This window comes from Mucilaginibacter sp. McL0603 (assembly GCF_049992945.1).
In the GTDB taxonomy this organism is placed as follows: Bacteria; Bacteroidota; Bacteroidia; order Sphingobacteriales; family Sphingobacteriaceae; genus Mucilaginibacter.
The window spans coordinates 684,418-703,755 of the sequence record NZ_CP188251.1; the positions used below are offsets into that span (position 1 = coordinate 684,418).

General features: G+C 38.0%; 21 protein-coding genes. 9 read left to right on the top strand and 12 right to left on the bottom strand.

Features of this window, described 5'->3' with window-relative positions; genetic code table 11:
• Positions 1 to 14: 14 nt before the first annotated feature.
• A complete protein-coding gene (locus tag ACPPVU_RS03300; protein WP_426670272.1) occupies positions 15 to 761 on the top strand; it encodes a succinate dehydrogenase/fumarate reductase iron-sulfur subunit in 747 nt (248 codons plus the stop codon).
• A 121-nt stretch (positions 762 to 882) separates the two neighbouring features.
• Here the strand turns inward: ACPPVU_RS03300 and ACPPVU_RS03305 are convergent, their stop codons facing one another.
• Positions 883 to 1,524, bottom strand: a complete 642-nt coding sequence (locus ACPPVU_RS03305; protein WP_426670273.1) for a hypothetical protein — start codon at positions 1,522 to 1,524, stop codon at positions 883 to 885.
• A gap of 302 nt (positions 1,525 to 1,826) precedes the next feature.
• On the opposite strand from ACPPVU_RS03305, the gene map reads away from it, so the two are divergent.
• Positions 1,827 to 2,591: a type I methionyl aminopeptidase gene (gene map / locus ACPPVU_RS03310; protein ID WP_426670274.1), complete on the top strand. Its 765-nt coding sequence runs from the start codon at positions 1,827 to 1,829 to the stop codon at positions 2,589 to 2,591.
• Positions 2,592 to 2,839: 248 nt separating this feature from the next.
• On the opposite strand, the gene ACPPVU_RS03315 is transcribed toward map, so the two are convergent.
• The 6 genes from ACPPVU_RS03315 to ACPPVU_RS03340 form a co-directional block, all read right to left on the bottom strand.
• Positions 2,840 to 3,304: a response regulator gene (locus tag ACPPVU_RS03315; protein WP_426670275.1), complete on the bottom strand. Its 465-nt coding sequence runs from the start codon at positions 3,302 to 3,304 to the stop codon at positions 2,840 to 2,842.
• A 184-nt stretch (positions 3,305 to 3,488) separates the two neighbouring features.
• The gene (locus tag ACPPVU_RS03320; protein WP_426670276.1) at positions 3,489 to 3,917 is read right to left on the bottom strand and encodes a hypothetical protein; all 429 of its coding nucleotides are present in this window, start codon (positions 3,915 to 3,917) and stop codon (positions 3,489 to 3,491) included.
• The gene (locus ACPPVU_RS03325; protein WP_426670277.1) at positions 3,869 to 4,234 is read right to left on the bottom strand and encodes a hypothetical protein; all 366 of its coding nucleotides are present in this window, start codon (positions 4,232 to 4,234) and stop codon (positions 3,869 to 3,871) included. The genes ACPPVU_RS03320 and ACPPVU_RS03325 overlap by 49 nt, the downstream gene beginning before the upstream one ends.
• A 55-nt stretch (positions 4,235 to 4,289) precedes the next feature.
• On the bottom strand, positions 4,290 to 4,613 hold the full coding sequence (locus ACPPVU_RS03330; protein ID WP_426670278.1) for a hypothetical protein: 324 nt from the start codon (positions 4,611 to 4,613) through the stop codon (positions 4,290 to 4,292).
• Positions 4,614 to 4,615: 2 nt separating this feature from the next.
• A complete protein-coding gene (locus tag ACPPVU_RS03335) occupies positions 4,616 to 4,753 on the bottom strand; it encodes a hypothetical protein (RefSeq protein WP_426670279.1) in 138 nt (45 codons plus the stop codon).
• 33 nt (positions 4,754 to 4,786) lie between these two features.
• Positions 4,787 to 5,518 (bottom strand): acyl-CoA desaturase, encoded by a 732-nt coding sequence (locus tag ACPPVU_RS03340; RefSeq protein WP_426670280.1) that lies wholly within the window; start codon positions 5,516 to 5,518, stop codon positions 4,787 to 4,789.
• Between the two features lie 539 nt (positions 5,519 to 6,057).
• Between ACPPVU_RS03340 and ACPPVU_RS03345 the strand changes: the two genes are divergently transcribed.
• The 5 genes from ACPPVU_RS03345 (at position 6,058) to ACPPVU_RS03365 (ending at position 11,834) form a co-directional block, all read left to right on the top strand.
• The gene (locus ACPPVU_RS03345; RefSeq protein ID WP_426670281.1) at positions 6,058 to 6,870 is read left to right on the top strand and encodes a hypothetical protein; all 813 of its coding nucleotides are present in this window, start codon (positions 6,058 to 6,060) and stop codon (positions 6,868 to 6,870) included.
• A 64-nt stretch (positions 6,871 to 6,934) separates the two neighbouring features.
• Complete coding sequence (locus ACPPVU_RS03350) at positions 6,935 to 8,062, top strand: Rv1355c family protein (protein WP_426670282.1); 1,128 nt, start codon at positions 6,935 to 6,937, stop codon at positions 8,060 to 8,062.
• Positions 8,063 to 8,098: 36 nt separating this feature from the next.
• Positions 8,099 to 10,243: a sensor histidine kinase gene (locus ACPPVU_RS03355; RefSeq protein ID WP_426670283.1), complete on the top strand. Its 2,145-nt coding sequence runs from the start codon at positions 8,099 to 8,101 to the stop codon at positions 10,241 to 10,243.
• A 101-nt stretch (positions 10,244 to 10,344) separates the two neighbouring features.
• The gene (locus ACPPVU_RS03360) at positions 10,345 to 11,430 is read left to right on the top strand and encodes a hybrid sensor histidine kinase/response regulator (protein WP_426670284.1); all 1,086 of its coding nucleotides are present in this window, start codon (positions 10,345 to 10,347) and stop codon (positions 11,428 to 11,430) included.
• Positions 11,430 to 11,834: a response regulator gene (locus tag ACPPVU_RS03365; protein ID WP_426670285.1), complete on the top strand. Its 405-nt coding sequence runs from the start codon at positions 11,430 to 11,432 to the stop codon at positions 11,832 to 11,834. The genes ACPPVU_RS03360 and ACPPVU_RS03365 overlap by 1 nt, the downstream gene beginning before the upstream one ends.
• Before the next feature lie 186 nt (positions 11,835 to 12,020).
• On the opposite strand, the gene ACPPVU_RS03370 is transcribed toward ACPPVU_RS03365, so the two are convergent.
• From ACPPVU_RS03370 to ACPPVU_RS03385, 4 genes are all read right to left on the bottom strand, one after another.
• Positions 12,021 to 12,605, bottom strand: a complete 585-nt coding sequence (locus ACPPVU_RS03370; protein ID WP_426670286.1) for a carboxymuconolactone decarboxylase family protein — start codon at positions 12,603 to 12,605, stop codon at positions 12,021 to 12,023.
• Between the two features lie 69 nt (positions 12,606 to 12,674).
• Positions 12,675 to 13,220: a peroxiredoxin gene (locus tag ACPPVU_RS03375; RefSeq protein ID WP_426670287.1), complete on the bottom strand. Its 546-nt coding sequence runs from the start codon at positions 13,218 to 13,220 to the stop codon at positions 12,675 to 12,677.
• 220 nt (positions 13,221 to 13,440) lie between these two features.
• Complete coding sequence (locus ACPPVU_RS03380) at positions 13,441 to 14,985, bottom strand: ADP-ribosylglycohydrolase family protein (protein ID WP_426670288.1); 1,545 nt, start codon at positions 14,983 to 14,985, stop codon at positions 13,441 to 13,443.
• A gap of 108 nt (positions 14,986 to 15,093) precedes the next feature.
• Positions 15,094 to 16,182: a fatty acid desaturase gene (locus ACPPVU_RS03385; protein WP_426670289.1), complete on the bottom strand. Its 1,089-nt coding sequence runs from the start codon at positions 16,180 to 16,182 to the stop codon at positions 15,094 to 15,096.
• Between the two features lie 420 nt (positions 16,183 to 16,602).
• Here ACPPVU_RS03385 and ACPPVU_RS03390 point away from each other — a divergent pair, with 420 nt between their 5' ends.
• A complete protein-coding gene (locus tag ACPPVU_RS03390) occupies positions 16,603 to 16,797 on the top strand; it encodes a cold-shock protein (protein WP_426670290.1) in 195 nt (64 codons plus the stop codon).
• A gap of 100 nt (positions 16,798 to 16,897) precedes the next feature.
• Positions 16,898 to 17,083 (top strand): hypothetical protein, encoded by a 186-nt coding sequence (locus tag ACPPVU_RS03395; RefSeq protein WP_426670291.1) that lies wholly within the window; start codon positions 16,898 to 16,900, stop codon positions 17,081 to 17,083.
• Here the strand turns inward: ACPPVU_RS03395 and bglX are convergent.
• The gene (gene bglX, locus ACPPVU_RS03400) at positions 17,080 to 19,329 is read right to left on the bottom strand and encodes a beta-glucosidase BglX (RefSeq protein WP_426670292.1); all 2,250 of its coding nucleotides are present in this window, start codon (positions 19,327 to 19,329) and stop codon (positions 17,080 to 17,082) included. The genes ACPPVU_RS03395 and bglX overlap by 4 nt on opposite strands.
• Positions 19,330 to 19,338 lie beyond the last annotated feature (9 nt).

Genomic DNA, 19,338 nt, shown 5'->3' on the forward strand with positions numbered 1-19,338 from the left:
TAAATTTATTAAAAATGAAATTTAATTTAAAGATCTGGCGGCAGGAAAGTTTTGATGCAAAGGGAGCTATGATAAACTATCTGCTGGATAATGTATCAGAGCACATGTCGTTTCTGGAAATGATGGATTTGCTGAATGAAACACTTGTTCAGAAAGGGGAGCGCGTTGTTGAGTTTGATCACGATTGCCGTGAAGGTATTTGCGGACAATGTGGAATGATGATCAATGGACGGGCACATGGCCCTTTATCTAATACCACCACTTGCCAGTTGCACATGCGCAGTTTTAAAGATGGTGATACTATTTATATTGAACCATTCAGGGCAACAGCATTTCCTGTTGTATGTGATCTGAAGGTAGATCGAAAAGGGTTTGACCAAATTATACGGTCCGGTGGGTTTATAACGGTATCGACAGGGCAACCGCCCGAGGCCGACACTATCCTGATCTCGCATAAGGTAGCGGAAGCAGCATTTGATGCAGCCGCGTGCATTGGTTGTGGTGCCTGTGTAGCCACTTGTAAAAATTCCAGCGCGGCACTTTTTACCGCTGCAAAAATAACACATCTCGCTTTGTTGCCCCAGGGCGAATTAGAAGCGGCGGACAGAGTGATCAATATGGTTGAACAGATGGATGCAGAAGGTTTCGGACACTGCTCTAATACCGAAGCTTGTGAAGTAGAATGCCCGCAGGCAATATCTGTATTACACATAGCCCGTATGAACTATGAATACAATAAAGCATTATTACTAAAGACATAAGCTGATTAAAAATGCCAAACAAAATGAAAAACAATGTTTGGCAATTTTATTGCAATAAAATAGAATTTTAAGCACCAAACTGAGCTGAATTTTCATCTGCCCCACTATCGAAAATACTATGTTAGTGGTTCGTTGCTAATTTTTTATGTGTTCTTGGTTTAGTATGAGCAAAATCTTCCTGGTTGGTAAAATACTCAAGTCCTAAAATTAATAACGTTGAACTGACAAAATTTACTTTTTGCATTATTGGTAATAAACTCCAATCGCTTATGCCCCATAAGTAAACACTGTAATAAAAAACCAAAAGGCTAATAATGCAAAAGAATTTAAATAAATGAAGTCTTGTCTTCAGGATAAAAACGGTGATAACAATTAAACATGTCCAAAACAAAGTGGTTGATATGATTAACATGATGTCATGCAAAGGTGTTACCGTTAAAAACGTAAAAAAAATATTAGCTACACCTCCATATTTTAGAATATTGGCAGCATTTTTTTCAGGTATTTTTTTTGACATATTAATGAAAAATACTGCATAAGTAAATGGAAGGAAAATCATTCCTGAGTATGCCCAAATTCTGGAAGGGTTTTCAGCGCCATTCAACGCTTTTGTTCCAAACAGGTTGCTCATGAAATTTTTTGTCCAGTCAAACCCAATAGAATATTCATCGAACATTGTGCCGCCCGGGTAAATTGAAATGGCTATCATTATTAAAATCAAAGAAATTACCACTCCTATTAAAACTGAATATTTCTTAACCATTTGCTTAAAGTATCTGTTTGTCAACTACCAATAAGATTAAATCGCTAGCCTATTGTTACTGATTGCTTTCCGAATCGCTCCCTTTCGTTTGACTTTTCAATTTTTGGTTTCAATCATACCCAACAAGAGTTGATAGCGAACTAATAACCTGCACCTTATCCCATGATAAGACAACGTACACTGTAGCGGAATCAAAGATGCAGCAATACATGTTTGCAGGAACGTTGTTTTCGTAAACTGACGTTTGGTAAACGGTGTTAAATGTATTAATTGTTAATTTTGGCATAGATAAAAACTTAATAATGTCGATAACTACCGAAGACGAAAGAATTGGAATGCAGCAGGCAAGTGATGCTGTTGCCATCACTCTTAAGAAGATGCGTGAGTTTGCCAAACCGGGTATCTCCACAAAGGAGCTTGACGAATACGGCGGCAAATTGCTGGCACAGATGGGCGCATGTTCTGCACCTGCGTTAACCTACGATTTCCCCGGGTATACTTGTATAAGCGTTAATGAGGAAGCTGCGCACGGCATACCATCAGTGGATAAAATCCTTAAAGATGGTGATTTGGTAAATATTGACGTATCGGCAGAGCTAAATGGCTACTGGGCTGATAATGGCGGTTCCTTCGTATTGGGTGAAGATATCTACGGCCATGGCAGACTGGTAGAAACATCGAAAGAGATATTAAAAAAAGCGATCAGCAACATTAAAGGTGGTGTCAGGATATCGGAGATCGGCAGATTGATCGAGGCAGAAGCTAAAAAAGCCGGCTACACGGTAATAAAAAACCTGACCGGGCATGGTATTGGTCGCAGCTTGCACGAAGAACCACACGAGATAGCTAACTACTGCGACAGGTATAACACTACGCGTTTTAAAAAGAATTCGGTGGTAGCGATAGAGACATTCATTTCAACACGGTCAATAATTGCCGATACACAGGCCGACGGCTGGACACTAAGCGGTAATAAAGGTGGTTTTGTTGCGCAGCACGAGCATACCATTATGGTAACTGGCGGTCAGCCGGTAATATTTACAGCGCAGAACGGCATTTGGGATTAATCGTCAAACAGCTTACATCACAGCAATCAAACTGGCAACCCAATATTTCTGACCTGATGCCCGGTAGTTATATCATCAAGGTGCTTAACACCACGGACAACTCCATTGTTGGCAATTCTAAATTTATAAAATTGCAGGAAAGGGGTTTTGTGTTCCCGTTTGGATTTTTACCAAAATACTCATGACATGGACCGTCCGATTTTTCAAAACGGGTCTTTAGAGGATAGCCTCTTTGTTCTGAAAGAGTATTAGGAAAGCAATTTTTGTCTTAGCAAAAACTCTAATTGATCATTTGAGCCTTCCAGTTTTTCATTCATTTCTTTTAATTGCGCTTTTTCAAGGTATTTTGCATAAGCTCGATTTATTGTCAGCTCCAACTCTTCTTCATTCCATGGCTTGGTCACGTAATGGAATATTTTCCCCTTGTTAACTGCATCTACCACAGCAGTCATATCTGCATATCCTGTCAGAAGGATTCTCATTGGATCGGGAAAATTTTCTAATACTTTTTCTAAAAACGCAACACCAGTCATTTCTGGCATGCGCTGATCAGTAATAATTATATCGACCTGATTGTTTGCCAGAATCTTTAGGGCCTCACCTCCGCTAAGTGCTGTTAATACATGGTGTTTTATCCTGAATGTAGCCTTAAAAGAAAGCAAATTGTTTTCTTCATCATCCACATAAAGAATGTTTATTTTTTTTGCTACCATACCGTCTGAGTTCACAATAATTTTATCACAAAGTTAATAATTATTGATCGTTTTAACTTACATACAAATATACAAACCAGCATAAGACCCAAGTACCCAATGATGAATGCAATAATAAGTCACAAACAAATAATATAATGGCTTTACGATAATTTATCTCAGTTTGTTCTGATAATCGAAAAAATTAATCAGTGTGCGCTTTTAGATTTTTATTTTGCAGATAAGGCAGATAATACTGCTGATAAAACTGTTTCTTAGCATCTTTGTAATAACTCACTGCACCTAACCAACTCATGAATTTGATATAATACCAGGCAAAATCAATCTGGTAGGGCTTAAATCCACTCCTGGCGCTTTTTGGGAATAAATGATGATTATTATGCCATTCGCCGGCTACAAAGCCGGGCCATATCTGATTGATGGATTTATCTTTATGATTGTAGTCTGTACGTTCATTTTGCCTATCTTTTCCTTTCGCGTGACCCTCATAATTAAAGGTACGGACGCCCACAGCCCAAAAGCCGACTGCGCCAAATAAGCTGCAAGCTAAAGCATGCCCCCCTATCAAGTAAAATACCGTGTACCAAAACGACCAGTTGAGAATCCAGGACAATAGGTATAGGCACCATGTGTGCAATAGCGGTGGTGCCATATGGTGCCGTGTGTGCCCATAATGATCATACCATAAATAAAAGCCGCAGGTATGGTCCACCATGTTAAAAAATAAAATATAAATATTACGAAAAAAGGAGCCAGACAAAACACCTTCAGCCAGCTGAAAAAAGGCAACCAGTTTTTGCGGGTCTTACAGATGTTTAATCGTGAAAAGAACTCGGCTAATATTTGTCTGATAGTGGGCTTAATTAAAATCCCTTGTTCATCCTTCCAGCCATAAGAAGGTGCTTGTAGTACGTGATCTAAAAAAGGCATCGGCTGAAAAATTAAAAAAAATGTGCATGCTTTAAGACTAATATATTTTTTCGATTCAACAGGTACGAAGCCTGGCCGGGTTAAAAGCGATGATATATTCAAGGTGGTTTTTAGCTATACTATTGCTATCCCATTGCTTTTTGTTGTCTATGGTTTGGCTTAATTTTGCCTTAACCAGGTCAAACATTTCGGCTAACAATTCCGGTAAAGCTTTAGCTGAGGCGATAGGATAATAATTCCTCACAAATACTAACCGCTCCTCGTGAGTCACCAGCATAACCTCCCAGGTTTCATCTGGCTTGAAACCAAATTCTCTGGAAAGATTACGGAGGTCATATACATATTCTCTGGCTTTTAATTCGATTGGCTGACTAGTCATAATTATTTACTTTTTTTACTGGTAGTTACGATTTCAACTTTACCAGAACTGTTTTTTCCGGCCTGGTAATCCGACTGAGTTTTGTTCCCTGCAAGGGTTGGCAACTTTTTTATATTTTTACTTCCTTTGTCTTTGCTCATAATATTTTATGTTATTTGTTAAAGAGTTGATTATTAAAATGCTTTACGAAGTTTAATGATCCGCATCCAGTGCATGATTTTAATCACAGGGTAGACAGGGTCAATTTCAAACCACTTTTTACCGAAGTTGGCGCTATTGGGATACCTGTGATGATTGTTCTGAAATAATTCCCCTAACAGCAGGAAATCAAAAGGCGAAGTGTTTTTTGATTTATCCTTATTGTCAAAATTAGTATAACCGTATTTATGCCCGCACCAATTAACGATAGCTCCCTGTATAGGCCCCATCATAAAATGGATAGGAAGCAGCAGGAATAACCACCAATGGGCAGCAAAAAAAATATAAAAGCAAGTATAAGCGGTTCCGAAAATAAGTCTGGAAGCCGTTGACGATCCCATCCTGTCCACAAGGGGCCATTCCGGATAATTACCCTTGAACCTCGCTTCGGGATCTTTTGTTCTATGTAAATGATCATCAAATGTTTTAAAGGTTGCTTTTACCATGTGATACACATCCTTAAAAAAATGAGGAGAATGAGGATCTTTTTCGGTATCACTGTAAGCATGATGTTCCCGGTGCATGGTGGCATAAGCACGAGGGTTTAAAAAAGATGCGCCTTCAAAAATATAGGTCATTAAATAAAATATACGTTCCCATGTTTTGCTGACGGTAAACATCCGGTGGGCGGCATAACGGTGCTGAAAAAATGTTTGAAAAAACAGAGACAAAAACCAATGGGCGATAAAGAAAATGAGGATCGGCATAAAAACAGTATTAACGTAAAGTAAAATAACAGGCATGATTCCTTTTTGAAGAGGGGGCACGGATGTTTTAGATTAGCAGCAGGATAGTCTTGTTCCTTATGCTATGGATCTGCCTGATATTGAGGCGCAATGAAATTTAATGTGCGCTGGTGATCACCGTTAAGTTAATATGTTGCGGATAAAAACAAAAAAAGGCAGTAGCTTTATAATAATAGATTATCAAAGCCTACATACTATTAACCGTTAATTGAGTAATTTGTTATGTCATTTGCCATATATATTTTTAGCAAATAGAATATTCTTAATTCGGGTAGCCTGGTCAAATAGTCTCAAGCTAAAAATCTCTTTTTTTGCTTCAAAGAAACTCACAAGCTTAATCGTTCTTTTTGTTTAGTAATAGCAGCCTGGTTGTAGGCATCCGTCTATAATTTTCATTGAGTAATTTTCAGTATTATTGCATTTTTATATTAAATCCTAAACGGTTTTGTAACTAATGATTAACGTTATTCGTTATAGTTAAATAACAGGCATTTTTATTAATGGAGGAGGAATTAAAGAAAGTAAGGCCGGAAGTAAGGATCAGGGCATTCAGGGCTATCGACGAGCCTGAAACCTGCGAGTTGTTTATCCAGGGTCATACCCAGGTTTTAACCAGCATCGGCGTCACCAAAGTTACTTCATCTAAAAATGGATGGGCAAAGAACCCGGATGCCTTTGTAATTATTGTAGAATCATTGAATGGGAAGGAAGTTTTTGGTGGTGCAAGAGTACACGTAGCAGGCGGGACGGAGCCTTTGCCGATAGAACAAGCTACTGGTGCATTGGATTCGTCTATTCATGATCTGGTTTGGAAATATGCCCAATACGGAACCGGCGAGATATGCGGCTTATGGAATTCTCAGGACCTTGCAGGCTATGGCATAGGAACTCCTTTGCTGATAAGAACCCTTATTGCAATTTCATCACAGCTCGGTATACAGTCGCTCTTTGCATTATGTGCGCCATATACTGTTAAGCCTGTTGTGAATTGTGGCATGGTGCTGATAGAGAGTATTGGTAATAGGGGGACCTTTTATTATCCAAAGCTGGATCTGATTGCAACAGCCATGATTTTAAATGAGGTTGCTACTTTAGGTAAAGCTCTCGGGGAAGACAAGACCTCGATATTTCAAATGAGAGAAAGTCCTAATAATTTAAGGATAAATGAATTGAAAAACAGGGAAATTACAATTGATTTCGAACTTCAGATTCCCAATCTAGATAAGTGGGATTTATCTCAAGCCATAGAATCAGCATTTAAAACCTACCAACTAAAAAATAAAATTGATGAAAAGGAACCGACCTTCTTTTAAAGTCTGTTTATTTTTTAATCAGCTAAGTCCACGTTATTAAGAATGCCATTATCTAAAATCAATTATGAATATCATATCAAGCTTTCTGACAGATTTTAAAAATATAAAGGATATTCATAAACCCGCCATACTCCGATTAGATAATTTCCAGGATAAAGCAACTTTCAACAAGCTATTTGAAGATTCTAAAATCACATTTGTTTGCGATGAAATATATGGTCAGCTACAGGAATTAATAAAGAGTAAAAATCCAGCTGTAACCATAAGCCAGGACGAATATCCCGAACTTATTAATAAGCATTTAGCAGGAAAAGATATTCAAGAATACGGTGTGTGGGTTTATTATCCATGGAATCAACGACTGGTCCATCTGTTAGATGAAGAAGAATTTGTTGAAGTACGAACAAACAGGAACAGAAATAAGATAACTACTGAAGAACAAAATCGGCTCAAAAAAAAGAAAATTGGTATTGTTGGATTGTCGGTAGGGCAATCTATTGCATTAACAATTGCAATGGAGCGTACTTGTGGAGAACTAAGATTAGCTGATTTTGATACTGCCGAACTTAGTAACTTAAATAGAATTCGAACCGGCGTGCATAACCTGGGATTAAATAAGACTGTTATCGCAGCTCGGGAAATAATGGAGATCGACCCATTTTTGAAAGTTAAAATATTCAGTGATGGCCTGCATGAAGGCAATATGGAGGATTTCTTTTTGGGAGGAGACAAATTAGATTTGTTTGTAGAGGTTTGTGACGGGTTAGACGCTAAAATACAAAGCCGCTTTAAAGCCCGCGAGTTCCAGATACCTGTTATAATGGATACAAACGACCGGGGTATGATTGATGTTGAACGTTTTGACCTTGAGCCTGAAAGACCCATTTTACATGGGCTGGCAGATGGGCTTGATCCTGATAGCATCAAGGATCTTACAAACCAGGAAAAAATTCCTTACATTCTTAAAATGGTTGGGGCCGATACTATGTCAACAAGACTAAAGGCATCAATGCTTGAAGTAAAAAAAACTATTAATACATGGCCCCAGCTAGCATCATCTGTTACCTTGGGCGGGGCAGCTACAACTGATGTTTGCCGTCGGATTTTATTGGATCAGTTTCATGATTCAGGAAGATATTATGTAGATCTGGATGAAATTATTGGCAATAAACCTGAATCATTTGTCTCATAGATTGATAAACTTTATGCGTAAATTCCTCCTGCCGATATGAAAAAGATCTATTTAAGCTTATTGCTGCTTCAAATTCTTTTTTTACCCAAAGGAATTGCTCAAAAAGTCATAGTTTTCAAGGGAGACAATACGGTTATTGGTCAAAATGTATCTATTCTGGAGGATACTTCTAAACAACTTGACTTCAACTCAGCGCGCAAATCTTCCGGATTTATCCAGTCGCTTACACAGGTTCCTAATCTGCAACTGAGTACATCAGTTTTTTGGTTACGGTTTACGATAAAGAATGAAAGTCCGGAAAATCAGCTTCTGCTTAGCCTTGAATATCCGACATTGGACGAATGCGAGTTTTATTATCCTGTTAAAGGCATTTATAACACGGAAACGTTAAGCGACAATAATTCTTTTGAAAAAAGAAAATATAAGCATCAGGATTTTCTTTTCGATATTAACATTCCAAAAGATAGTATTGCTACATTTTATCTTAAAGTTCGAAGTAATGAACAAATGGTATTGCCATTAGAATTAGGTACACCACAAAAAATTGCCGAAACCAAACTTACACGCGACATGCTGTGGGGAATTCTTGTTGGGATATTATTGGTCATGATACTTTACAACACTTTTGTGTTTATCTCAACTAAAGATATCAGCTATTTGTACTATGTGTTGTATGCTTTTTTTATAGCACTTACGCAAACCTCATTGTCGGGTTATACCTATCGCTTCATTTTTCCAAATTCACCGGTGATGTTTAATATGGGTATAATTATATTCAATTCATTGGCCGGCATTGCTTTTTCATTATTTGCTCAATCTTTTTTGGCAATTAAAGAAAGAATGCCAATAATGAGCAAGCTGTTTAAGCTAATAATCCTGTTATATGCTCTTACAATCATTGTGCGGCTTTTGGGTTATGCCCATGTAAGTTACCGGATGACTGATGTTAGTGCATTAATAGTAACGGTTAGTATTTATATTGTTATCATCAGGCTTTCGCTGAAAGGATACAGGCCGGCGAAGTTTTTCCTGTTTGCATGGACTATGTTTTTTACAGGAGTTGTATTATTTGTATTGCGCAATTTAGGCATATTACCTTATAATAGTTACACCAATTATACCATGCCAATAGGTGCAGCTTTTGAAGTTATCTTGCTATCCCTGGCCCTGGCTGATAGAATAAATATTTTTAAAGCAGAGAAAGAAAAATCACAGGAAGAAACTCTGAAAGTACTACAGGAAAACGAAAAGATTATTCGCGAACAAAACGTAGTTTTAGAATTAAAGGTAAACGAGCGTACACACGAATTAAGTGAATCAAACCAGGAGCTGAATATCACACTTGAAAATCTTAAACAAACACAAACCCAACTGGTCGAATCCGAAAAAATGGCATCCCTGGGTCAGTTAACTGCTGGTATAGCCCATGAGATCAACAACCCGATAAATTTCGTAACTTCAAACATCAATCCTTTAAAACGGGATATTGAAATGGTATTGAATGCGCTGACGGTAATTGAAAATGTAAGTACATCCGATGTGCCAACTGCTGATAAACTAAAACAAATTAAAGAATATAAAGAACAACTGGACTTTGATTATCTTACAACGGAGATCAGGCATCTGATAAAAGGCATTAATGAAGGCGCTACCAGAACTGCTGAGATTGTTAAGGGTTTGCGGTTCTTTTCACGACTGGATGAGGATGATCTGAAAAAGGCCGATATTAATGAAGGGTTAGAATCGACTATGGTTATAGCCAATAATTTACTAAACAATAAAATAAAAATAATAAAAGAATTTGGAGATTTGCCAAAGGTGGAGTGTTACCCGGGGAAATTAAACCAGGCATTTTTAAATATTATTTCAAATGCTGTTTATGCGATTCAAGAGAGATTTGAGAATAACGCGGGCGGCGAAATAACTATTATAACAAACCACGATAAAAAAGACGTATACATAAGAATAAAGGATAATGGAATAGGAATGGATGCTAACACACAAAAGAAAGTATTTGAACCTTTTTTTACAACCAAAGATGTTGGAGAGGGAACCGGTTTAGGGATGTCAATTGCTTATAATATAGTAAAAAAGCATAACGGGATAATAAATGTTAATAGTTCTCAAGGAGAAGGCACTGAATTTATTTTGCAAATACCCATCAACTTCACAGACAACTAAATAAATCATAATTAAATTGGGATTGATCAGCGTTTTAGAATCATAATTTTTCCTTTGGTAAAATTGATAATGATAACCTATGACCATAAGCATAAATCAAAGTGTCAGAAAAAATAAAAATATTATACCTGGACGATGAAACTGATAATCTAATGGGCTTTAAGGCGTTATTGCGCCTTGATTATCAGATTTTTACAGCTGTAAATGTTCCCCAGGCATTAGATTGCCTGGAAACTAATCCTGAAATCAGGGTTGTTTTTTGTGACCAGCGGATGCCTGGCAAAACTGGGGTTGATTTTTTTGAGGAAATAAGGATCAGCCACCCTCTTCCGATACGTATTATGCTTACCGCATATACCGATGTTGAATCGATAATTGCTGCCATAAATAAAGGGAACATTTTTAGGTTTGTAAAAAAACCATGGACAGAAGCTGATATTATAGGGGCAATAGAGGAGGCAAATAAATTCTACATAGCCAACTCAATGCTTGCCATTAAAAACGATGAACTGCAGAAAGCCTATGACGAATTAAACAAGTTTGCGTATAGTGTTAGTCATGATATAAGGGGGCCTTTATCGGGGATTTTGGGAGCAATTAATCTGGCAAATGAGATTGACGATGTAGAGGAGATGAAAGAGATGTTGTTCCTGATGAAAAAATCAGTAAAAAAGATGGATGCTTATGTGTTAAGTATGCATGATTATTATAGTTTACAAAGAGGAGAACTAAAAATAACAGAGATTGATTTTCATAAAGTTATAGACGAACTAAAAGCCATATATACTGTGCTTGCAAAAGTAAATGATGTGGCGTTTAATATAAGTATTAGCCATGATGGGATTTTCCGAAGCGATTACGCACCGTTAAGGCTTATTTTCAACAATCTTTTATCCAACGCTTTTAAATACCAGGACAGAGACAGCAAAAATAAATCTGTTGAGGTGATTGTGGAAGTAGATAAAAGCGTAGCAACAGTTTATGTGAAAGATACAGGTATAGGTATTTTAGGAAGTCATGTTGGAGAAATTTTTAACCTTTTTTACCGATCAAATTCACTTGAAGTCGGGTCTGGCTTCGGGTTATATAATGTAAGAAGTGCTTTAATGAAGTTAAACGGGCAAATAGAGGTGCAATCCGTTTTGCACAAGGGGACAACTTTTAAAGTGACTATTCCATCTATCTAATGAACATGGAATTTTCGTTTATAATAATTGATGATAGTGAACTTGATTGCTTTGTTACTCAAAAGTTCCTGGAACTTAGTAATAGAAACTTAGCTATTAAAACTTTTCAGAATGCAAAACATGCATTGGAAATAATCCGCGAAAATCCTAATGAGGATAATTTTCCCACTATGATTTTGCTTGATTTGCAGATGCCATTTATGAATGGATTTGAGTTTGTTGAGGAATTTGAGAAATTCCCGGCTGAAATAAAAAAGAATTATAGGATTGCTATACTAACTATATTATCTCCAACAAATAATCCAACGGATGTATACAAGATATTAACTTATAAAACAGTAAATAGTATCATAGAAAAGCCTCTTACAAAAGAAAAGTTGTTATCATTGCTTAGCCAGGTATAGCCTGCACTGAATTAATTTCCAGGATATATATTATACTTAATAAAATGACCATGATTTTTTTGATCATGGAATCGAATATTATTCTAATATCAATCTAAATATGCTATTATGCATAATGTAATGCATTAATAAAAAGGAGCTGTTCGGTTGGTCGAACAGCTCCTTTTTATTAATATTATATTACTCTTAAAATACTATTTTACCTGTCGCAGTTACTAATGATGTAATACGGACGGCATCAAAAATGCGCTCTTCAGTAGCGCCTAATTTAATTAGGGAGTCTTCATGCGCGTTCACGCACATCTCGCAGCCGTTAACTGCTGAAATTGCAAGACTCATCAATTCAAAAAACTCTTTTCCTGTAACTGGTTTCATCATCAATTGCATACGTATACGTGCAGGTATTTGTCCGTATTTTTCTTTTTGTGTGAAATGACGGAAACGGTAAAATACATTGTTTGAAGCTAACAATGATGCACATCCTGCTGCTTCAGCAGTATCAGCAGGAGTAGCGCCCTGCTCTTCGGCATAGCGGTTGAAAAACTGTATCAGTAAAGAATTATTATTGTTGATAGCAGTTGCAAGTCCGATCAGCGCACATTCTTTCGTGTTTAAGTGCTCAGATGTAAGTGTGCTTGTTAAATTCAATTTCAGGTCGCGCAAATAGCGTGATTCGCCTTTTTCAAGCAAAGTAAGGGCATCGGTACGATATGCTGTATCGATACCTAAGCTCTGCAATATCTCATTTATGATCTCTGTCGATTCGTTCATTATTTTTCACATTTAGAAATAAAAAAATCCCCGCACTTATACAGTACGGAGATCAATTAATTAAATTAATTATACTGTTAAAGTTTCTTCACCTTTAACCCAGTTACATGGGCAAAGCTCGTCTGTTTGCAAAGCATCCAGCACACGTATAACTTCTTTTACATTACGGCCAACATTCAAATCGTTTACTGATACCCAACGGATAATGCCGGTTGGGTCAACAATAAAAGTAGCACGGTAAGCAATTTTTTCATTAGGCTCTAAGATACCCAAATCTTCAGCCAATGATTTTGAAGTATCAGCCAACATCGGGAATTTCAGGTCGCGCAGATCATCGTGATCTCTTCTCCAGGCAGCGTGTACAAATTCAGAATCGGTAGAAGCACCAATCAGGCGGGTATCACGGTCACGAAAATCGCCGTAGCTTTTATTAAACTCAGCAATCTCGGTAGGGCATACAAAAGTAAAATCCTTTGGCCACCAGAACATTACTGTCCAAACGTTATCATCGTTTACCATAAAATCCGAGGTGATGGTTTCGAACTCTTTTCCTTTTTCGATACTTACAACAGATGTTTTAGAAAATTCGGGAAATTTTTGACCGATAGTTATCATATTCTCAATGTTATTATTTTTTGGTTACAAATATACCGCTTTTACAAGCGTGATTTTATATAAAGAATTGATATGATATAGTTATAATCTATATCAACTTGATTTTTAGATCGATTTTATCAATATGGAAAAATCTCCTGGAATAGTGAGTCCGAACTTTTGAAATTATTAAAAAGCCAGCAGAATAATTATTAAAATTTAAATCAGCTTAAACAAGCTCTCATTTACTCTTGCCATCGCGAATTTTTAACGCATTGCCATAAATAATATAGCTGGAGGTATTAAGGTAGTAATCGCTATTAGGGTTTAACACTTTAATAGTTACAGAATGTTTTTTGTCGGTCAATTGGTATTTCCAGAAAAGCTCAAGCCGGCGTGTTGTAAAATCAGTTGGCAGTTTGGCTGTTTCAATCTTTTCCCCGTCGATGTAAAGCTCCACCTCAAAAGCATACTCGCCTGCTTTGTTTTTGTTTTTCCCGGCCTCTCCGCTAATTGCAAAACCAGTTCCACTAAATTCAAAGCTCAGTTCTTTAGTGCTGATATCTTGCTGCAATTCTACTTTTTGTAAAGGGCGCATATTTGTAAAGCCTTGTTCAAGCCTTACTGGTTTGGGAGTCTGGGTGGCAATAGTTACATTATCTCCGTCTATCCTTCCACCATTTCGGGTGATAACCTGCAATGCGTGTTTAAAACTGATATCATACACTTTATTTAATGACATAGTGGTGTATTTAAAGTCTATTGACTCGGCGTCCTTCAATCCCATTTTCCAATAAGCAGGTATTTTTTTATAACCCAGCATGGTGCCCAAAATACCCCCTACTGTAGAAGGGTTACAATCCGCATCCTGTCCGCAACGCGCAGCCACCTCCAGGGTTTTTGAGTAATCGCCGTTGCCATATAGCAAACCCACTACAACATAAGCCGAGTTAAGTTTGGAGTCGATATTAAAAGCATTGAACACGCCATCCGGACAACCTATTTCTGACGACCATTTCCTTTGTAACTCAAACCAGGTTTGATGCCAGTCGTTCGGGTATTGTTTATGCCACCTGATCACATCGCTGATGCATTTATAATAAGTGCTTTGTGTGGGTATTGCTTTTAAAGACTCGTTAACAATATAATTAATATCATTAGAGGTAAATGCCAAAGTATACATGGTGCCGACAAATACACCACCATACCAGCCATCGCCATAATTCATAATGTGACCTATTTTATCATCTATTTGCGATGCAGTATTGGGCATACCGGGACACATTAAACCTGAAAAGTCTGATTCGATCTGGAAATCAATATCATCCGAATGCGGGTTATTCATCCAAAATCCGGATTGAGGTGCTTTTATTCCATTCAAAAGATTGTAACGGGCAGCCTGATTGGCATGCCATAACATATAGCTCGCATGGGCAAAAGCATTGGCAAAGGAATCAACAGGGGCATCCAGTCCATATTTTTCATATACATCAACAAATGTCAGGTCCATATACAGATCATCATACAGGCCCGGGTTTTCGATCATGGTTTTTTTCAGATAGCTATCATACCACAGCAAAGGTTGATAATCCTGTATGAATGTCCCATTAAAACGAAACTCGTATGGGCCGCCAAAGGTTACTGCGATGGTTTGTCCTGCCCATCCACCCATGACCTTATCCTTAAGCTGTTCCTTTGTAAAGGTGATCTGTTTTAGGAGAGTTTTTGTTTGGGCGGATGCCTGCAGGCCGATTAAAAATAGGGCCAAAATTATTAATTTCCTCATATCTGTTTTAACTGATATTAATTATAATTATAAAAGGACTGTCACAAGGTGCAGTCCTTTTATTAAAGATATGAAGAAATTAAGTATAAGGAATATCGCAGATCGATATTATGGATTGATCTGTCCCTTCAGACTTTTACTTATTGCCAGTTTCTCAACGGCCAATTCTTTTTGCCGTGCAAGTTCGGGCAGATAATATAGTTCATGAAACTGTTTTTTATTGTCTTTATAGCTCTTTACAGCACCCAGGCGGTTCATTAGTTTTATATACTGCCATGCCAAATCAAGCTGCATTGGTTTAAAACCACTGCGAGCACTTTTAGGAAACAGGTGGTGATTATTGTGCCATTCGCCGGCTACAAAACCCGGCCAAACCTGGTTAACAGACTTATCTTTATTATTAAAATCAATCCCCTCGCGTTGAACGCCTGAGCCTTTGCCGTGTCCTTCATAATTAAATGTACGCACACCTACAGCCCAAAAACCAGCTGCTCCAAATAAAGTACAAGCCAATGCATGTCCGCCTATCAGGAAGAAAACAAGGTACCAGAATGACCAATTTAATATCCACGACAATACCGCACGCCCCGGATTTACATAGGAACCCCATTTTTGATATTGAGCATAAGTATTTCCTTTAATGCCTGTATGAAGCATAAGTAGGTTTATACGATTGTAATCTTTTTCACTAAGATCTTTTGCAATGGGCTGGTGGTTTACATCCGCCAGGAAGCAATATAAAAAGCCACCGTATGCATTATATGGATCACCAGGCTCATCCGATTTAGAGTGATGAACGTGATGAGATATTACATAAATCTCTTCGGGTATAACATTCAGAGTCAAATTCTGTGTAAAAAAACGCCAAAAATTGTTCTTGAATTTATAGGCCCCATGTGTACAATAACGATGATGCCATATTGTACCATGCGTCCCCATGATGATCATGCTATATAAAAAAGCTGCCAATAGCATATACAGGCTAAAAAAATGGAAAAGAAATAGCAGGAAAAACGGCGTAAGGCACAATACCTTAAACCAGCTAAAAAACGGAAGCCAGTTTTTCTTGTTCTTAAATACGTTTAACCGCGAAAAGAATTCGCTGAAGATCTGTCCTGTTGTAGGTTTGACTAAATCGCCGTTTGTGTCCTTCCAGCCGTATGACGGAGTTTGTAATACATGGTCTAAAAATGCCATTTGTTAGTTATGTGTTTTTTTAAGTGCTAACTGCGCTGAGTTATAAAGGTCGACCTGGAAGAGGGTAGAATTGAAGGTTGCCAAATACTGTAGCTTGTTTGCTTTGTTCATTATTAATTAGCCAAAGCTTAAATATTACCGGGTCAGAAGATGGCAATGCCTAAGTTGAGGGATAATTGTGTCGGTTTGGTTTTTATCGGTTTTTAATGGTCATAAAAGTATGTAATTTAAATGTAATAATTGTATTTTTTACAAACAATAAATACATTAATGTACCAATGTAAACGATAGATATATGCAAAAGTTGCGCACTAATTAAAATAAAGTTGAAAGTCGCTTAAAAGAAAATTAAATATTTTTACCAAAAAGCAAATAGATGGGTATTAATGACTAACTTGCCGACTTATTAAAAAAATCATAATGCAAAAAGAAGGAACAGTAAAGTTTTTCAATGTTACAAAAGGATTCGGCTTCATTTCTCAAACTGATGACAGAAGCGATGTTTTTGTACATTCAACTGGCCTCATTGATCAGATCCGTGATAATGACCGGGTACAATTTGATGTGGAAGAAGGCAAAAAAGGCCTTAACGCGGTAAATGTAAAAGTAATCTAAGAAATCACTATACAATCGTAGGCACCCCGGTATACCGGGGTGCTTTTTGTTTTAATATAATTTAATTTTCAGATATCATTCACATCAAAAACTCAACAATATGGCAAAGTCCCAGGCAACATTCATGAAAAAGCAGCTTGAAAAAAACAAGCAAAAGAAGAAAGAGGATAAAGAGCAGCGCAAACTGGAACGCAAGGAAAATTCAGCAGGCGGAGGCCTTGAAAGTATGATGGCCTACGTAAATGAATTAGGTGAGATCGTATCCGAACCGCCTGCTAAAAATTAATTAGTCAGCTCAAAGGATTTTTGCAACCTTATATCACTTGAAGCGCTACCGATCATAATTTGGAATGTACCGGGCTGCACAATACGTTCCAACTTATCATTATAAAACGACAATTCATCCTTCCTGATATTAAAGGTAATGCGCCTGGTTTCGCCCGGTTGGAGCAGTATTTTCTTAAAATCCTTTAGCTCTTTTACAGGCCGTACTGGTTGTGATACCATATCACGAAGATATAATTGCACTACTTCTTCACCAGCGTACTTGCCTGTATTTTGTACCATTAATGAAACGGAAAGTATGTCATTGTCCTTCATTGAAGGAGTAGACTTGCTCAATTCTATATTTTTATACTCAAAGTTGGTATAACTTAAGCCATACCCAAAAGCATAACGCGGCGAGTTCGGAAGATCAATGTAAGCTGATTTATAAAAAAGATCAGTGTCATTTTGGGCAGGACGGCCAGTATTATAATGATTATAGTAAATAGGTATCTGACCTTCAGACCGCGGGAAAGTAATCGGTAATTTACCCGATGGATTATAGTCACCATATAATACGTCTGCCATTGCATTACCACCCTGGCTGCCTAACCACCAGGTATATAAAATAGCGGGCACATTATCGGCGGTCCAGTTAAATATCATTGGTCGACCGGCCATCAGCAGAACGATTACCGGCTTTCCGGTTGCTTTTATTTCTTTGATCAATTCTTCCTGTACACCCGGCAAATGAATATTTGATTTACTTTTTGCTTCGCCTGTCATGTCTGGAGCTTCGCCCATGGCCATTATAACTACATCGGCTTTTTTGGCAGCTGCTATAGCGTCATCAAAACCCTTACGCGATGTGTCTGTAATACCACATCCTTGTGAATAGAGTAATTTGGTTTGCCCGGCATGGCTTTGCATCCCATCCATCAGGGATATGATCTCTTCGTTCTTATCTATATCAAGCGACCAAAATCCTTTCAACTCCTTTTCAGCCTTTGCCAAAGGCCCAATAAGAGCAATCGTTTTTAGGTTTTTTGAGAGCGGCAAAAGATTATTTTCATTTTTAAGCAGCACAATACTTTTACGGGCCATATCCCTCGCTGCATCCACATATTCAGGTCTGTTTAAGCTGGTTTTTTCACGCTCAGGATTAATAAAACGATAAGGATCATCAAAAAGTCCCAGTTCAAATTTCTTCTTAAGTATCCGCCTTACCGCGTCATCTATCAGGTTAACAGATATCTTTTTATCAGCAACCAGTTTTGCAAGATTATTGATATAGCTGCGGCTTTCCATATCCATATCGCTGCCGGCTTTAAGGGCTTCTTCTGCTGCTTCGTAATTGTCTTTTGCATAACCGTGATTGATCATTTCCCCGATCGAGCCCCAGTCGCTTACTACAAATCCTTTAAATCCCCATTTCCCTTTCAGAATATCGCGTTGCAGATAGCTGTTCCCGGTGGCAGGTATACCATTAAGATCATTAAAGGAGTTCATAAAAGTTCCTACCCCGGCATCAAGTGCGGCTTTAAATGGTGGCAAATAAACTTCCCAAAGCGTACGCGGACTCATATCAACACTGTTATAATCTCTACCGCCGATAGCAGCACCATAAGCAGCAAAGTGTTTGGCGGTGGCCATTACTGCATCAGTGCTACCTAAACCTTTACCCTGAAAACCTTTTACTCTTGCAGCAGCGATGAGCGAACCAAGGTAAGGGTCTTCACCCGCCCCTTCCATTACGCGGCCCCAGCGGGGGTCGCGGGCTATATCTACCATTGGAGCAAATGTCCAGTTAATACCGGATGCAGATGCTTCTGTACCGGCGATCCGCTCTGCTTTTTCAATTGCGCCCATATCCCAGCTTGATGCCTCCGCTAAGGGTATAGGAAAAGTAATACGATAACCATGGATCACATCCTGACCAAATAGCAGAGGTATCTTTAAGCGCGACTTCATAGCGGCATCCTGAAATGTACGGCAATGCTCCGTACCCATAATATTTAATACCGCACCCACACGACCCTGTTTGATCTCATCAAGTTTATTACCTACATCCTTTGTTACAGGCCCCGTCGCTTCCCAATCGCCGTTGTATTGATTTAGTTGCCCTATCTTTTCTTCCAAAGTCATTTTAGCCAGCAAGGCCTCAACTTTCTGGTTGATATCTTGCTTTTGAGCAAAAGCTTTATTACCAGCAGCAATACAAGCTGAAAGGATCAGTATACAAATTGCTTTCTTTTTAATTTGGATCATTTTATTGTG

Coding starts and splice junctions, on each gene's coding strand:
- ACPPVU_RS03380 (WP_426670288.1), bottom strand. CDS start 14,985: ATGAGGAAATTAATAATTTTGGCCCTATTTTTAATCGGCCTGCAGGCA.
- ACPPVU_RS03345 (WP_426670281.1), top strand. CDS start 6,058: ATGGAGGAGGAATTAAAGAAAGTAAGGCCGGAAGTAAGGATCAGGGCA.
- ACPPVU_RS03375 (WP_426670287.1), bottom strand. CDS start 13,220: ATGATAACTATCGGTCAAAAATTTCCCGAATTTTCTAAAACATCTGTT.
- ACPPVU_RS03350 (WP_426670282.1), top strand. CDS start 6,935: ATGAATATCATATCAAGCTTTCTGACAGATTTTAAAAATATAAAGGAT.
- bglX (WP_426670292.1), bottom strand. CDS start 19,329: ATGATCCAAATTAAAAAGAAAGCAATTTGTATACTGATCCTTTCAGCT.
- ACPPVU_RS03370 (WP_426670286.1), bottom strand. CDS start 12,605: ATGAACGAATCGACAGAGATCATAAATGAGATATTGCAGAGCTTAGGT.
- ACPPVU_RS03340 (WP_426670280.1), bottom strand. CDS start 5,518: ATGCCGATCCTCATTTTCTTTATCGCCCATTGGTTTTTGTCTCTGTTT.
- ACPPVU_RS03335 (WP_426670279.1), bottom strand. CDS start 4,753: ATGAGCAAAGACAAAGGAAGTAAAAATATAAAAAAGTTGCCAACCCTT.
- ACPPVU_RS03395 (WP_426670291.1), top strand. CDS start 16,898: ATGGCAAAGTCCCAGGCAACATTCATGAAAAAGCAGCTTGAAAAAAAC.
- ACPPVU_RS03305 (WP_426670273.1), bottom strand. CDS start 1,524: ATGGTTAAGAAATATTCAGTTTTAATAGGAGTGGTAATTTCTTTGATT.
- ACPPVU_RS03325 (WP_426670277.1), bottom strand. CDS start 4,234: ATGCCTTTTTTAGATCACGTACTACAAGCACCTTCTTATGGCTGGAAG.
- ACPPVU_RS03330 (WP_426670278.1), bottom strand. CDS start 4,613: ATGACTAGTCAGCCAATCGAATTAAAAGCCAGAGAATATGTATATGAC.
- ACPPVU_RS03365 (WP_426670285.1), top strand. CDS start 11,430: ATGAACATGGAATTTTCGTTTATAATAATTGATGATAGTGAACTTGAT.
- ACPPVU_RS03300 (WP_426670272.1), top strand. CDS start 15: ATGAAATTTAATTTAAAGATCTGGCGGCAGGAAAGTTTTGATGCAAAG.
- map (WP_426670274.1), top strand. CDS start 1,827: ATGTCGATAACTACCGAAGACGAAAGAATTGGAATGCAGCAGGCAAGT.
- ACPPVU_RS03315 (WP_426670275.1), bottom strand. CDS start 3,304: ATGGTAGCAAAAAAAATAAACATTCTTTATGTGGATGATGAAGAAAAC.
- ACPPVU_RS03385 (WP_426670289.1), bottom strand. CDS start 16,182: ATGGCATTTTTAGACCATGTATTACAAACTCCGTCATACGGCTGGAAG.
- ACPPVU_RS03390 (WP_426670290.1), top strand. CDS start 16,603: ATGCAAAAAGAAGGAACAGTAAAGTTTTTCAATGTTACAAAAGGATTC.
- ACPPVU_RS03355 (WP_426670283.1), top strand. CDS start 8,099: ATGAAAAAGATCTATTTAAGCTTATTGCTGCTTCAAATTCTTTTTTTA.